The following is a 15,089-nucleotide window of genomic DNA, read 5'->3' as shown; positions in this document are numbered from 1 at the left end:
CTGCTTCCTTAGCGTACCAATGACGGACGTTTGGCGTCATAGCGCCAGTTATCGATCAAAAACTGCATCCCCAGCGCATCGTTGCGATTTTTATCCGGCAGCGCGTTATATAGCGCATGCGCCTGTTCGATGCGATCCATATCCAGCTCGATGCCCAATCCCGGCCCCGGTGGTAACTCCAGATAACCATCGCGGATTTGCGGCGGTTGACGCGTAAGCTGCTGACCATCCTGCCAAATCCAGTGCGTGTCAAAGGCGGTTTGACGATCGCCAGGCGCGGCGGCACCCAAGTGCGCCACCATCGCCAGCGAAATATCAAAATGGTTATTGGAGTGGCAGCCGGTTGTCAGCCCCCATTCGTTGCACAGCTGCGCCACCACGTTGGCGTTACGCATCGTCCAGAAGTGCGGATCGGCGAGCGGAATATCAATGGCATTCAGTTGCAGCGCATGATGCAGCTGGCGCCAGTCGTTGGCGATCATATTAGTCGCGACCGGCACACCGGTGGCGCGGCGAAACTCGGCCAGCGTTTCCCGACCGGAATAGCCTTGTTCAGCGCCACAAGGATCTTCCAGATACGGCACCTTTCCCGCCAGCTGCTTGCCAAAGCGAATCGCCTCATCCAGCGACCAGCTGGCGTTAGGATCGACGGTGACGCGTGCTTCAGGGAAGCGCGCCAGCAGCGCTTCCACCGTTGCCACTTCCACTTCACCTGCCTGCACGCCGCCTTTGAGCTTGAAGTCGCGGAAGCCGTATTGCTCAACTGCCGCTTCGGCCAGTCGCACCACGGCATCGCTGTCCATCGCCGCTTCATGACGCAGACGGAACCAGCCATCTTGTTCATGCTCTCCCGATCGATAGTGCATGTTGGTGCGCTTGCGATCGGCGATATAAAACAAATAGCCGAGCACCGGAATGCGGTCACGCTGTTTACCGCTGGCAAGCAGGTCCGCTACCGGCAGGTTAAACAGCTTGCCTTGCAGGTCCAGCAGCGCCGCTTCAATGGCGGCGGCGGCGTTATAAAACTTCTCCGGATTCATCTGCGGGATATGAATGTCGTTGGTGTGCGAGGTTTGTTGCTGACGAGCCTCGCTGCTGAACAACTGGCTCAGCGTCGCGTTGAGACGCAGCAGCGAACTACCTTCTATCAGCGGGCGAAACTGTTCCAGCAACTGCAAGGTGGATGCATGACACGGCGTTTCGCCAACGCCGGTATGTCCGGCGGAATCGGTCAATATCACGATGATGCGCGTGAAGTAGCAGTTATGGGCACCGCCAATGTTCAATAACATGCTGTCGTAACCGGCAACCGGCACGATGCGCATCGATTTAATGACTGGACTGTCTGACATGGTTTCTCTCCGTGTGACCGAAAGCGGGTGGAACAGGTTTGCGACGCAGCAGCAAATAGAGTCCGGTAACCACAGACACGCTGGTTAGCGCGTAAAGTCCGCCGGTGGTGCTGCCGGTGTGCATTTCGAGGTAGCCGAATACCGTGGGCGCAAAGAAGCCACCGAGGTTGCCAATCGAGTTGATCAGCGCAATGCCGGGCGCGGCAATCGAGGCGGGTAATTCACTTTGCGGCATCGGCCAGAAGAACGCCGCGCTCACTTTGGATCCGATGCAGGCCACAATCATCGCCACAAAGCCAAACCACGGCGTACCCAGCGTAGCCATAAAGGTGCCGCACGCGGCGATCAGCATGGCGATGCCGAGCCCTTTATCCAGTTTATCGCGATAGCGGTCGGTGGCTTTGCCGAGCAGAAACAGCGCGACGATAGCGAACAGCCACGGCACGGCGGTCAGCAATCCGGTTTCAAAGCTGTTGAAGCCCTGAATACGCTGAATGATTTGCGGCAGCCAGAACACTAACGTGTAGCCGGTCATGGTCATGGTGAAGAAGATCAGGCAGTAAGACAAAAGGCTGCGATCGCTGATCAAGCCCCAGCGGCCGTGTTTCACCGCGTGCTCTTCGCGCGCATCATCTTCCAGCGCTAACTGCTGCGCCAGCGCCTGTTTCTCGGCATCGCTCAACCATTTCGCGCCTTGCGGTTTGGATACCAGCACAAAGGCTGCCAGCAAGCCGATCACCATCGATCCGCCGCCTTCCATAAACATCACCCATTTCCAGCCCGCGATCCCGCCAACATCATGCATCATCAGAATGGCGCCGGTGAGCGGACCGGAGAACAGAAAAGCGCTGGCGGTGGCGCTCAACACCATCGCGGTAGCTCGCCCTCGCCACGCATTCGGCACCCATTGACGAAAATAGAACAGCACGCCAGGGAAGAAGCCGGCTTCCGCCACGCCGAGCAGGAAACGCAGCAGATAGAAATGCAGCGGCGTACTCACAAAACCGGTAAGCACCACCACCATGCCCCACGTAATCATGATGCGCGTCAGCCACACGCGTGCGCCGAGTTTCTTCAGCATCATGTTGCTCGGCACTTCAAACAGCGCATAGCCGATAAAGAACAGCCCCGCGCCTAAGCCGAAGGCGGCCGCACTAATACCCGCATCCGTTTGCAGTTCGGCTTTTACAAAGCCAATGTTAGCCCGGTCAATTTGGTTCACAATTAACATCAGCGCCAGCATCGGAATGATGCGGCGGAAGAACTTGCCGATAGCCGAGGCGATATGCGCGTCATGATCGGGCGATAATACGTATTGTTGTTGTGTCATGCGTCACCTGTAGGGAGAAAAGCATCGCTATAGGTATACGCAGCAGAGTGTGGCCAGGTGTATGTGGCATTGCCCGATACCGCTTAGGCAAATGCCCTATGATTGTTAAAATTCATGGTGTTATATTAATTCGCGTCGAAAAGTTTACGCTTGGTTTGTGCGCTGGCTCACTACGGGCCCCGTGCCTGAGCATACCTCACATTAAACTGAGCGACTTTCGTTCGCCCTAGGCTCAAATTGTTTCAGTTTTGCCGTGCGGCGACCGAGCAAAGGGCGCCTGGCCGCGCCCTCTGCACTCCCGGGCCTTGCGCCAGCCCAATCCGCCGCTGCGCGGTACCTTCACTCATTCACGATTCCTGACGGACCGGCGCCGATTCGCTCCTGCTCAGCGCCGCCTCTCGCCGCATCCATGCGGCTCGCCCTGGAATCCCTCATTCGTTCAGCGGTTTGGGATGTCGCCTCAACACCCGCGCTGCTGCATCAATGCATTAATTTGAATCACCATCGCTATAAATCCCCTAGGGTCACCATTTATGGTGACCTGGTACACAAATGGCCCAGGTTCCATAAAGTGCTTTCTCAGAAGTTGTTATTTGAAGACATTCGGGTAGTTACAGCTATGAAAACTAAGATAATGTAGATAATTAATTTACCTGAAGGACAAATCCTCCCGATAAAGCAAGTAACTTCAAAAGTTACATATTGAAAATTCATGCAAGGATGAGGTCAACCCTCATCAAATAAAGTGTCCAGGTCTTCTAGCTGTGGAAATGAGAAATCAATGGCTGAAAGTTTCAATCCCAGTGACGTCAAATAAAGAGTAAATGCTTTCAACGATCCCGCGTAATGGCCATTTTCAATCTGTGAAATAACCGTGCGATGAATGCCTGCACGCGTCGCAGCGTCGGCTTGAGTCCAACGGTTAGCCTTGCGCCTTTCCTGACATTTAGCGCCTATTGCTTGCAAACCAGGCAACATAAAACCTCTATTGTTGGTATATGATAACAATGTCTATATTTTTACCAAAACGTTATCATATAGCAACACTTAAGTTCTGCACAGGCGGCCTTAATGCCTTTTCCTCGTCTACACTTGCCTCACGTGGAAACGCTAATAGAGGTAAAAATGTCGCAATCTAATCAACGTAATCAAGCTTGGCTATTAGCCTCACGCCCGCATGGCGAACCGGTAAAAGAGAATTTCCGCCTGGTGGAGCAGCCCATTCCTGACGTGAAGGACGGCCAAATCCTGCTGCGCACGCTCTATTTGTCGCTTGACCCCTATATGCGCGGGCGCATGGATGACAGCAAATCTTATGCTGCACCTGCTGAACTCGACCAACCGATGGTTGGCGGCACGGTGAGCGAAGTGGTGGAATCTAAACACGCGGATTTCCAGCAAGGCGATGTGGTCCTCGCGCAAAGCGGCTGGCAAAGCTATGCGGTTTCGGACGGAAACGGCGTGGCGAAATTGGGCGATCTGCCCCATCCTTCCTGGGCGCTGGGCATTCTCGGTATGCCGGGCTTTACGGCCTATATGGGCTTGATGGATATCGGCCAGCCAAAACAGGGTGAAACCCTGGTGGTCGCGGCGGCTACCGGCCCGGTCGGTGCAACGGTGGGTCAGCTTGGCAAACTCAAAGGCTGCCATGTCGTCGGCGTTGCGGGGGGTGAAGAGAAGTGTCGTTATGCGATTGAGAAGCTCGGTTTCTCCGCCTGTATCGATCACCATCGTGACGACTTTGCGGAACAACTGGCGGCTGCCTGCCCGGACGGCATTGATATCTACTTCGAAAACGTTGGCGGTAAAGTGTTTGATGCCGTATTCCCGTTGCTGAACACCGCAGCGCGCGTGCCGGTGTGTGGCCTGGTTTCTGGTTACAGCAGCCGCGAATTACCGCCGGGCCCGGATCGCACCCCGCAAATCATGGGCGGCATTCTTAAACGTCGTATTCGCATGCAGGGCTTTATCATCTTCCAGGATTACGGCGATCGTTATCCTGAATTCCTCAAAGCGATGACGCCGCTGGTGGAGCAGCAAAAAATCCACTACCGCGAGCACATGATCGACGGGCTGGAAAATGCCCCGCAGGCGTTTTTCGATATGCTAAAAGGCAAAAACTTCGGTAAAACCGTGGTGAAAGTCGCGCAGTAAACCGTTGTGTTAACGCTATTTTTCACTTTGCATAGCCGCAATTGAGATATGGCGCGCGCTGAGCGCATGAGAAGATATTTTCCCTACATCGTCATTATCGGGAGTTCTCATGTCGCTCAGCCAAACCCACATCCTGAAGGTCAATTCCCAACAGCCTGAAGCACCCATTCCCTTACCTGCTGAACCGGCGCATATCATTCGTGATGATGCCGAAGCCATTGAAATTGCTCAACGTCTGGCCACAGACTTTGCGCGTGACGCCGCACTGCGCGACCGCGAAGGCATCTTGCCGCTCAACGAGTTGGATGCGTTCTCACAAAGTGGCTTGTGGGCGATGGCGATCCCTAAAATTTATGGCGGCGCGGGCGTATCCTGGGTGACGGTGGCGAAAGTCATCGCCATCATTTCGGCGGCAGATTCCGCGCTCGGTCAGCTACCGCAGAACCATTTAGCCGGCGTGGCGCATCTGGTGGCGGATGGCAGCGAGGCGCAGAAACAAGAACTACTAGGCGAAGTGCTGGCTGGCTTGCGCTGGGGCAACGCTTTCTCCGAGAAGAATTCGCGCACCGTCGCCGATTTCCAGACGCGTTTTCAGCGTGAAGGTGATGACGTTGTGATCAACGGCGAGAAATTCTACGCCACCGGCGCGCTGCTGGCGCATCGGATTCACGCGGTGGCGCTCGACGACCAGGATCGCGCGCATCTGATCGTGCTAGACCGCAACACGCCGGGCGTGACCATCATTAACAATTGGTCGAGCTTTGGTCAGCGCACCACGGCATCGGGCACCGTGCTGCTGGAGAACGTGCGCGCCCCGCTTTCCCGCGTGATCCCGGCTTATCAGGCGTTTGAGCGCCCGACTGCCGCCGGTCCGATTTCGCAGATTATTCAGGCGGCGGTGGATGTGGGCATTGCTCGCGGCACTGTTGAAGACACGCTGCATTTTGTGCGCGAGCGGTCACGTCCGTGGATTGATAGCGGCCAGGAGCGCGCATCCGATGATCACTTTACGCTGGCGGCAGTCGGGGATTTGAAAATTCGCCTGCACGCCGCTGAAGCCTTACTGTGGCGCGCTGGCGAAGCGATTGATCTGGCGCTGCAGCAACCAGATGAAAGCACGGTTGCAGCAGCAACGGTTGCTACCGCTGAAGCCAAAGTGTTAACCACCGAAATCGCTATTCTGGCAGGTAATAAGCTGTTCGAACTGGCGGGTACGCGCTCAACGCTGCAGGAGTTCAACCTCGATCGCCATTGGCGCAACGCGCGCACCCACACCTTGCACGATCCGGTGCGCTGGAAGTATTACCATGTTGGCAATTATTACCTCAATGGCACCCCGCCGCCGCGCCATGCCTGGAGTTAACGGTGGCGAAAACGTGCCGCTGGATGGTCAGCCGTGAGTCGCGGCTGACCAAACAACCGTTCGCGCAAGGTTACGGCGTGCGCAGGCGTTTCGCGGATAAGCCCTCGGCTCCGCAGCACCGGCATCACATGCTGGATAAAATCCTCAAAGCTGCCGGGACTAATCGCCAACGCCAGATTGAAACCATCAACACCCGACTCCGCGGCAAACTGTTCCAGCTGATCGGCAATGCTCTCTGGGCCGCCGATCAGCAGCGGATGCAATCCGCCAATGCCGATGTAGCGCGCCGCATCACGCAGCGTCCAGCGTTTTTGATCGTCAATGCGCGTCAGGCTGGCTAAGGCTGAGCGACAGGCATCGGTTTCACGAAACGCCAGCGGCGTATCCAAATCCTCCTGTGACCAGTCGATACCGGTCCACGCAGAGAACAGTGCCAGCGCGGCCTCTTCGCTGATGTACTGCTGATAATCGCGATATTTAGTCTGCGCGGCTTCATCACTCTCTGCGGTGATCACCGTGATCGCTGTGACGAAACGCAGCGAAGCCGCATGGCGCCCTTCTGCTGCGGCTAACTGGCGAATGCGTTGGATATCCGCAGCAATGGCCTGCGGCGTAACGCCGCCGAGAAATATCACTTCCGCGTTGCGTGCAGCGAATTGCGCCCCGCGACTGGAGGTTCCCGCCTGAAACAGCACCGGCGTGCGCTGCGGACTGGGCTCGCTTAGGTGCGCATCCGGTACCTGATACCAGCGCCCGGCATGCTTGATAGCATGCACTTTCGCCGGATCGCTATACACGCTGTTTTGCTTATCGCGCCGCACCGCGTCCTCTTCCCACGATCCTTCCCACAGCTTGCCGGTGATATCGAGAAACTCCTGCGCGCGATCGTAGCGTTCATCGTGCGGAATTTGCTGCGTCAGCCCCAGATTACGTGCCGCTGAATCCAGCATTGACGTCACCACATTCCAGGCGATGCGCCCGTTGCTCAGGTGATCAAGCGTGGTGAATTTGCGCGCAAGCAGATACGGCTGTTCGTAGGTGGTAGAAACGGTGATGCCAAAGCCCAGATGTTGCGTCACCGCTGCCATTGCAGAAACCAGCAACAGTGGATCGTTAACCGGCATTTGTGTCGCCAGACGCAACGCCGCGTCCGGCTTGTTTTGCCACACGTCCAGCTGGCCCAACGTATCGGCGATGAACAGCGCATCAAACCCGGCGCGATCCAGCTGTAGGGCAATATCGGTCCAGTAACGCAGTTCGGTATAGCGATGAGCCTGATCCTGCGGATGCCGCCACAATCCTGCAGAGATGTGGCCCGGCACATTCATCATAAAACCAAACAGTAAAAACGGTGCCCGGCTCATCTTTGACCTCTCTCAGCTGTGACGACGCGCGCGCAGAGCCCCGACGGCCAGCACAATGAAAATTAATCCGCCGGTGGCGACCTGTTGCCAGTAAAAATTCCAGCCGACCAGCAGCAAGCCGTTGGCGATAAAGCTCAGCAGCACCACGCCAAGCAGCGTGCCTAACACATTGGGCCGACGTGATGGCGCGAAGGTGGCGCCAATAAAACTGGCACCAATCGCATTCAGCAGATAGGCATTGCCCGACAGCGGCACCCAGGCTTTGACGTTGGCCGCCAGAATCAAACCGACGATACCGGCAATCAACGCTGCGAGAATAAACGCCAGCGCAGTGAGTCGTTTCACTGGCACGCCCGAATGCTGCGCAACGCTGTACTGCTCGCCCATCACCCGCAATGAACGGCCGGTGGCGCTGCGATGCAGCAACTGATAGAGCGCCAGCGCTACCAGCAACAATAGCCACAACGGCAGCGGAATGCCGAGCAGCGCGCCGTGACCTATCGCCGAAAACCCATCGGGCAGTTTCTGGCTCAGCAGATAAACCGGTTGTCCGCCATTTGACGACAGCTGCTGCACGCTTTGTCCGATAAACAGCGTGCCAAGCGTGGCGAGAAACGGCTCCACGCCCAACTGTGTCACCAAAAAGGCGTTAAACACGCCAACCAGCAGCGCGGCAATTAATGCCGCGAACAGCGCCACTGGCAAACTGACCTGATGCAGCACCAGTGTCACCAAAACCAGACAGGCAATATCGATCGCCGTGCCCACCGAGAGATCAATCGCGCCAATGCGTGTCACCAACGTCATCGCCAGGGCGACGATCGCCAGCGGCGCGACGTTATTGAGCAACACACTGCGAATATTGGAGACAGTGGCAAAAGCGGGCGCCGCGACAATAAAGAACACGAGCAGCGCTACAAAGGTCAGCACGATGATGGCGCGCAGCCAGCCGGTCTGGCGCGGGCGTGGCGCGACAGGTGATAACAAAGAATCAGACACCTTGCGTTCTCCTTGACTGGCGACGACGTAACAGCGCGGTTAACGCCACCACTAATAGGATCAACACGCCTTCGACGCCGTTTATCCAGTAACTTGAGACATTGATCAGCTGAAAGCCGTTGGCAATCAGGCTGAGAAATAGCGCGCTAATCAGTGCGCCGCCAAGTGTCGGCACCAGACGACGGGAAAACACCACGCCCAATAGCGCCGCCGCGATCACCATCAACAGATTGTCGTTGGCGCCAGGCGAACTGCCGCTTAGTAGCGACACCGACGCAATTGCCGCGATAGCCGCGCTGACGCCACACAACACGTAGCTCAAACCCTGATAGCGTTTAACGCCGATGCCCGCCGCATTCGCCGCCTGCGGATGGCTGCCCACCGCCTGCAAGCGCAGGCCAAAGGACGTCAGGCGGCTCAAGGCTATCACGCCAAACGCCAGCAGCAGAAACGACCAGCCCAGCCACGACACCGCTAGCGGACCGTTGCTTAACAACAGATTTTGCAGATCGCTGCTGGCTGACACCGAGGCGTTGCTGGTCAGCACCATTTCCAGGCCGATAGCGATATTCATGCTGGTGAGCGTTGCCAGCAGCGGCAAAATCCCCAGCCAGACAATCGCCAGCGCGTTAAACAAACCCACAGCCGCACCGGTTAACAGCGTCAGCAGCAAGGCAATCGCGATGGGCTGACCGGCGTTGAGCTGGCTGGCAAACACCGCCGCACTTAGGCCAAGGTTGGCGGCAATCGACAGATCAATGCCGCCGGTAATGCCCTGCAAGCCGCCGCCGCTCAAAACCAGCGTTAAGCCCAGCGCCAGCGTGCCAACCACCGCGGTTTGCTGCAGCACGTTGCCGAGATTCATCACCGTAAGGAAAATCGGCGACAGCCAGGCAAAGACGGCTAAAACCAGCACAATAATCAGCAGCGAAACGTGTTGCAGCCACTGCTGACCACGCACGCTGCGCGGTGCTACAAGCGGTGCAGATTGGGTAACATCACTCATGAAGCACGCTCCGTTAACGCGCCGGTGCCCGAAGCCCAGGAGAGAATTTCCTGATGGCTGGTGTGCTGTGCCTCCAGCGTGGCGACATGTTCGCCGCGCGCCAGCACCATAATGCGATCGGCCAGCGTTTGCAGTTCGAGTAAATCGGTGGAGAACACCAGAATCAGGGCGCCGTCATCAGCCAACTGCTGCAATGTGTGATAAATCGCCGCCTTAGCCGCAATATCAACGCCCACCGTGGGCTCATCCAGCAAATACAGACGCGCACCGGTGTTTAACCATTTGGCCAGCACCACTTTCTGTTGGTTGCCGCCCGAAAGCTGACGCAGCGCCGCCAGCTGCCCCGGCGTGCGAATATCCAGTTGCTGAATGTTCTTCGCCACCAGTTCGCTCTCCGCCTGACGCGAAACACCGCCCCAGCGCAGTAAGCGCTGCACCGTGGTTAAGGTGACATTGTCACGCAATGACAAATCTAACGCGACGCCGTTGGCGCGGCGATCCTCCGGTACAAAGGCGATACCGCGCTTCACTGCGGCATGTGGAGAAGCCGGCACGCCGATCACTTCGCCCAGCGTAACCTTGCCGCTGACGCCGTTTTCCAGCCCGAACAGCGCGCGAATCAGCGCTTTACCGCCGGAACCTAACAAGCCGGTGATGCCGATGATTTCGCCTTGTCGGCCGGTGAACGACACACTGTGAAAACTGCCGGGCGCGCTGAGCGCAGTAACCTGCAGTACTTGCGCACCGGCGCGGCGCGACTGACGCGGTGCCAATTCATGGCGCGCGTCGCCTACCATCGCCGCGATCAGTGCCGCCGGTGACAGCTGATCTGCGTTGAACTGCGCCACGTCTTTGCCATCACGTAGCACCGTGACGCGTTGGCACAGCTCCTGAATTTCATCGAGATAGTGCGAAACATAAAGCAGCGCGATGCCCTGCTGGCGCAAGCGTTCAATTACCCGGAACAGCGCATGCACTTCATGGCGCGCCAGCGCGGCTGTCGGTTCATCCAGCACCACCACGCGCGGCGCGTTTTGCAGCACGCGACAGATTTGCACCAGTTGCTGCTCCGCCACGCTCAGCGTGGCGATCAACGCATCAGGATCGAGTTGCAAACCAAAGTGCAGCTGCAGCTGCTGCTCTGCCTGCTGGCGCATACGACGTCGCAGGATAAACGGCGTACCGGCTAAGCGCGGTTCGTTGCCGAGCCACAGCGCTTCTGCCACCGTCAGCGAGCCGGGCAACAATCGCTCCTGATGCACGATGGCGATGCCCTGGCGTTGCGCCTGCGTGGGCGTAGCGAGCGTAAGCGGCTGGCCATCCAGCTCGATGCTGCCGCGATCGGCGGCGTGAATGCCGCCTAACACTTTGATCAGCGTCGATTTACCCGCACCGTTATGGCCAATCAAGCCGTGAACTTCACCGGCATGCACGCTGAGCGACACCGATTGCAGCGCAGGCACGCCATCAAAGGCTTTGCTAATGGCATGCAGTTGCAGTAGTGGCGCGTTATTTGCCATCCGTTTGACCCAGGGTTTTCTGCGCTTCGGCAGCGTTCTCTTTAGTCACCAGAATCGACGGCACATAGGTTGCGGGTGGCAGCGAACGATCGCCAGCGAGGTATTTCGCTACGTTCTGCACCGCAGTTTGGCCAATCACATACGGCTGCTGCGCCACCACCGCTGCCGCGCTGGATTTGGGATCTTTAACCAGCGACACCACATCCGGGCTGCCATCCACCGCGTACGTTTTGATTTCGTTGCGTCCGGCAGCGTCTACCGCCTGCGTGGCGCCGATTTGCGGCACATCCCACGCCGCCCAAATCGCCTGCACTGAACCTTTCGGATATTTATTCAGTAATTGACTGATTTGCGCATACGCATCCTGCACGGTATTCGGGATGACATCGCGCAATTCAGGTTGGATAATTTTAATTTTCGGATACCACTTCAGCACGGCTTTTAACTGGTCGTAGCGCATTGCTACTACCGGCACGCCATAGAAACCGTTAAATACCAAAATATTGCCTTCGCCGCGCAGATCGTTTACCAGTTTTAATGCTAACTGTTCGCCAATATAAAAATTATCCGATGTGGTGACGTTAATACTGGATGGGCTGGCGGTATCAACGGTAAATAAAGGAATGCCCGCTTCGCGTATTTTTTTCAGCCAGGGTTCCAGCACCGACGCTGTGCCGAGGGTTTCAATGATGGCATCCGGTTTTTGCGCAATAAGCGTCTGAATCTGCGCAATTTGCTGCGACTCTTTACGCCCGCCATCCAGCGCAATCGGCGTTCCGCCAAGGCGCTTCACCTCATCGATTTGTCCCTGATAAGCTTTCAAATCCCAGTAGTGATCGGTACCCGCGACGGTGATGCCAATGCGTTTACCCGCCAGCGACGGAATCGGTTGATCCTCGGCGTGCGCCATTCCTGATAATAGTGATAGAGAAGCCAATAACAGACCTGCCAGGCGGTGCTTTTTCATTCTTAATATCCCTGGAAACAATAAAATAATGTTGTGTGACGCCTGTTATCTGGCGTGTGAAATAAAAATTATCACAGCCATTTTTTATCCATAATGCTATTTTCTCCTTAGGCTAGCTGGCGATTGGTAATAGCCAATCCGCACTATTTCGGTGCGTTTTTTCCCGCTGCGCTTTGTCGGTTTTTTATGCACAGTTACGTAAAGATACTGGTAATCCATACAGATAAGGTTCAGGATGGTCACTCATCCTGGATTAGCACCCACGGCCATTCACCCTCTATCTGAGGGCTCGTAATGAACTTTTATTCAACTGAAACCGTTTGCGCCATTACCGGTGCCAACCGCGCCAATTTACGTCGCTGGTTGCGCGGTGGATTAATTTCTGAGAATCACGTCAATAAGGACTGGAGCCGACATCAGGTTGATGAAGTGCTCGCCATGATGGCATTGACCTCGGGTGGTGCCACGCTGTGGCAAATCTATCAAGGTCGACACTGCGGGCTCGATTACTCTTCGTCTGGTTGGGTGGCACGCCGCGGCGATCTATTACGTCAGCTGGAGTTAGGCTCTGATCGAGAACTGGCGCGTACTGTGCGCAATCTGGCGGGCGACTACAGCAGCGACGATTTCGTCAATGTGCTGATGAAACCGCTCAACCGCTGGCTGCGTGATGATACGCGTCGCGGGGCATCACGCAGGTTAACGCGCTTTCATGAAGCGATCGTTCATCACAGCGACTGTGTAAAACGCGCTTCAGCCCGTCAGCAGCAGATGCCACTGTTACTGGAAGTGGTCAGCACCGGCGATGAAACGGAAGTGTGGCTGGAAGCCATTCGCCTTACCGGACAAGGGTTCTGCGTCGAGGTGGATCAAACCTCACAACCGATGCTGTACAGTTCAGAAAGCCGCCACGATCATCACCTGTTGTGGTGCGGTGCCGGGATCAGCCATGAACGCATGACCCAGTTCCAGCGCGGATTACGTTCCGGTAAACCGGTGATGCTGAGCGGACCCGATCGCAGCGTTCATCCGGCTGTCGCTGAAGCCAGAGTCGCTTAGCCGGTGCTTTATGCACCGGTCTCATCGCTTATCCCATTCCGCACTTTGCTTATTCAAAAGAAGTAGTTAGCCACGGCAACAACGGTTAAGTCACATCACACTCTCTTCTGCTACGCTCTCGCCTCCCAATCAGGAGGATCCATGAGTTCATTAATCGATATTTTCACCAGTCATAAAAGCGATCGCAGTTTTACCGACCTTCCCGTTGCGGATGCGGTGCTGGATCGCATCATTTCGGCCGCGTATCGCGCGCCAACCTCGGTGAACTCGCAGCAGGTCTCTTTGGTGGTGACGCGCGATGCTGAAAGACGGGCACAAATCTCCCAGATTGCTGGCGGTCAGCCGTGGATTGCCAAAGCGCCGGTGTTTATTACCCTGGTGCTGGATATGCATAAATCGCGTCTGGCGATGTACGCTATCGACCGCGAGCAGATCGCGCAGCAGAGCATCGAAAGCATTGTGTCGGGCTCAACCGATGTGGGTATTGCGTTGGGTTCTATCATGGCGGCAGCGCGTGCAGAAGGTTTGGGCATTGTGCCGATTGGCGGTATTCGTCGCGATGCGCAGGCGTTAATCCGCTTGCTGGATTTGCCGGAATATACTTTCCCGGTGGCGGGCGTGGTGATTGGCCATGTCGATCAGCCTGCGCATCAGAAGCCGCGTCTGCCGCTGGCCACCTTCCGTCATGAAGAGCGCTATCAACGTGATGGACTGGAGCAACACATCGCTGCCTACAATCAGGAGATGGTGCAGCACTGGAAAAATACCGGACGTGAGGATGGCGAAAGCTGGAGTGAAAGCGTTAGCGGTTATTATCACAAGATTTACTTCCCGCACGTGCTGGACGCGCTAAAGAAGCAAGGGTTTGGCAACGACAAGTGACGGTTTTTCCCCGCGCGCTGTGCGCGGGGAAAGAGAATTAACGCCCTTTCTTCTTACGACCTGGCTGGGCGAAACGCTGGCGATTAGCCGGTTTTGCCCCCGCTTTCTCACCCGGTTTAGCGCCAACCGTCGCGGGCTTTTTCGCCACGCTGGCGGGTTTCTTTTTCCCCTGCGTCTTCTGCGTTTTTTGATCTTCGGATGATGAGTCTTCAATCAGTTTGAAAAGATCGATCAGCTCGTCATCGGTCAAATCGCGCCACTCGCCGAGCGGAATCCCTTTCAGGCTGACGTTCATGATGCGCGTACGTTCAAGCTTGGTCACTTCAAAGCCGAAGTGCTTGGTCATTCGACGAATCTGACGATTCAGCCCCTGAACCAGAATGATGCGGAAGACAAAGGTCGACTCTTTTTTAACTTTGCACTTTTTGGTGACGGTGCCGAGCATCGGTACGCCCGCGCTCATTCCGGCAATAAATTCATCGGTGATCGGTTTATCAACGGTGACCACATACTCTTTTTCGTGGTTATTTCCGGCACGCAGGATTTTATTCACCAGATCGCCGTGGTTGGTGAGGAAAATCAGTCCCTGCGAATCTTTATCCAGGCGACCAATCGGGAACACGCGCTTGCTGTGATTAACGAAATCACCAATGTTGTCACGCTCACCCTCTTCCATGGTGGTGATGATGCCAACCGGTTTGTTCAGCGCAATCAGCACTAAATCTTCTTCGTCACGCGGCTCAATCAGCTGCCCGTTCACCTTGACTTCATCCCCTGCAAACACCTGCGCACCGACGGCAGCGCGTTTACCGTTTATGAAAACGTTGCCTTGCTCGATGTAACGATCGGCATCGCGGCGTGAGCAGATTCCGCTCTCGCTGATGTATTTGTTCAGGCGTGTGGATGAGTTAGGCAGCATGGTTCCTCCGAAAAAAAACGGACTATACAGCAACCTTAGGCGTTGGTTAAGCCTCGCGACAATCATCAGCATTTCTCTTACCACGATATAACAGCACACTAACAATGTGGTTGTTGTCTGCGGATCGATCAGCGACAATTCGCACCCATCGTTTTTTCTTATGACAGAGTGATT

General features: G+C 56.1%; 13 protein-coding genes. 4 read left to right on the top strand and 9 right to left on the bottom strand.

The window, feature by feature from the left end; genetic code table 11:
• Positions 1-8: 8 nt before the first annotated feature.
• The 3 genes from PO881_RS09530 to PO881_RS09520 all read right to left on the bottom strand — a co-directional run bounded on the left by PO881_RS09530 (position 9) and on the right by PO881_RS09520 (position 3,660).
• Entirely contained in the window at positions 9-1,352 is a 1,344-nt protein-coding gene (locus tag PO881_RS09530) for an enolase C-terminal domain-like protein (protein ID WP_280172836.1), read from the bottom strand.
• Entirely contained in the window at positions 1,330-2,682 is a 1,353-nt protein-coding gene (locus PO881_RS09525) for an MFS transporter (protein ID WP_101764401.1), read from the bottom strand. Before PO881_RS09525 ends, PO881_RS09530 begins: the two co-directional genes overlap by 23 nt.
• Positions 2,683-3,408: 726 nt before the next feature.
• Entirely contained in the window at positions 3,409-3,660 is a 252-nt protein-coding gene (locus tag PO881_RS09520) for a helix-turn-helix transcriptional regulator (RefSeq protein WP_101764402.1), read from the bottom strand.
• A gap of 147 nt (positions 3,661-3,807) precedes the next feature.
• Here PO881_RS09520 and PO881_RS09515 point away from each other — a divergent pair, with 147 nt between their 5' ends.
• Together PO881_RS09515 and PO881_RS09510 are read left to right on the top strand one after the other, a co-directional pair.
• Positions 3,808-4,836 carry an NADP-dependent oxidoreductase gene (locus PO881_RS09515; RefSeq protein WP_192411840.1) on the top strand — a complete coding sequence of 343 codons (1,029 nt, stop codon included), beginning with the start codon at positions 3,808-3,810 and terminating at the stop codon, positions 4,834-4,836.
• 109 nt (positions 4,837-4,945) lie between these two features.
• Positions 4,946-6,199, top strand: a complete 1,254-nt coding sequence (locus PO881_RS09510) for an SfnB family sulfur acquisition oxidoreductase (RefSeq protein ID WP_192411841.1) — start codon at positions 4,946-4,948, stop codon at positions 6,197-6,199.
• Here PO881_RS09510 and PO881_RS09505 read toward each other — a convergent pair.
• From PO881_RS09505 to PO881_RS09485, 5 genes are read right to left on the bottom strand one after another with little or no spacing between them, the layout of a single operon-like run.
• Complete coding sequence (locus PO881_RS09505; protein ID WP_192411842.1) at positions 6,196-7,563, bottom strand: LLM class flavin-dependent oxidoreductase; 1,368 nt, start codon at positions 7,561-7,563, stop codon at positions 6,196-6,198. The genes PO881_RS09510 and PO881_RS09505 overlap by 4 nt on opposite strands.
• 12 nt (positions 7,564-7,575) lie before the next feature.
• Complete coding sequence (locus PO881_RS09500) at positions 7,576-8,562, bottom strand: ABC transporter permease (protein ID WP_277974868.1); 987 nt, start codon at positions 8,560-8,562, stop codon at positions 7,576-7,578.
• Complete coding sequence (locus PO881_RS09495; protein ID WP_192411843.1) at positions 8,555-9,568, bottom strand: ABC transporter permease; 1,014 nt, start codon at positions 9,566-9,568, stop codon at positions 8,555-8,557. The genes PO881_RS09500 and PO881_RS09495 overlap by 8 nt, the downstream gene beginning before the upstream one ends.
• Positions 9,565-11,088 (bottom strand): sugar ABC transporter ATP-binding protein, encoded by a 1,524-nt coding sequence (locus PO881_RS09490; RefSeq protein WP_280172835.1) that lies wholly within the window; start codon positions 11,086-11,088, stop codon positions 9,565-9,567. The genes PO881_RS09495 and PO881_RS09490 overlap by 4 nt, the downstream gene beginning before the upstream one ends.
• Positions 11,078-12,055 (bottom strand): sugar ABC transporter substrate-binding protein, encoded by a 978-nt coding sequence (locus tag PO881_RS09485; RefSeq protein WP_101764408.1) that lies wholly within the window; start codon positions 12,053-12,055, stop codon positions 11,078-11,080. The genes PO881_RS09490 and PO881_RS09485 overlap by 11 nt, the downstream gene beginning before the upstream one ends.
• A 294-nt stretch (positions 12,056-12,349) precedes the next feature.
• Between PO881_RS09485 and PO881_RS09480 the strand changes: the two genes are divergently transcribed.
• Together PO881_RS09480 and PO881_RS09475 are read left to right on the top strand one after the other, a co-directional pair.
• A complete protein-coding gene (locus tag PO881_RS09480) occupies positions 12,350-13,114 on the top strand; it encodes a hypothetical protein (protein WP_110866144.1) in 765 nt (254 codons plus the stop codon).
• A 141-nt stretch (positions 13,115-13,255) separates the two neighbouring features.
• Positions 13,256-13,996: a nitroreductase family protein gene (locus PO881_RS09475; RefSeq protein ID WP_277974866.1), complete on the top strand. Its 741-nt coding sequence runs from the start codon at positions 13,256-13,258 to the stop codon at positions 13,994-13,996.
• Positions 13,997-14,033: 37 nt separating this feature from the next.
• On the opposite strand, the gene rluF is transcribed toward PO881_RS09475, so the two are convergent.
• Entirely contained in the window at positions 14,034-14,915 is an 882-nt protein-coding gene (rluF, locus tag PO881_RS09470; protein ID WP_280172834.1) for a 23S rRNA pseudouridine(2604) synthase RluF, read from the bottom strand.
• Positions 14,916-15,089 lie beyond the last annotated feature (174 nt).

Origin of the sequence: Pantoea sp. SS70 (assembly GCF_029866845.1) — a bacterium.
In the GTDB taxonomy this organism is placed as follows: domain Bacteria; phylum Pseudomonadota; class Gammaproteobacteria; order Enterobacterales; family Enterobacteriaceae; genus Pantoea; species Pantoea leporis.
This window is presented reverse-complemented; position numbering and strand designations above follow the sequence as displayed.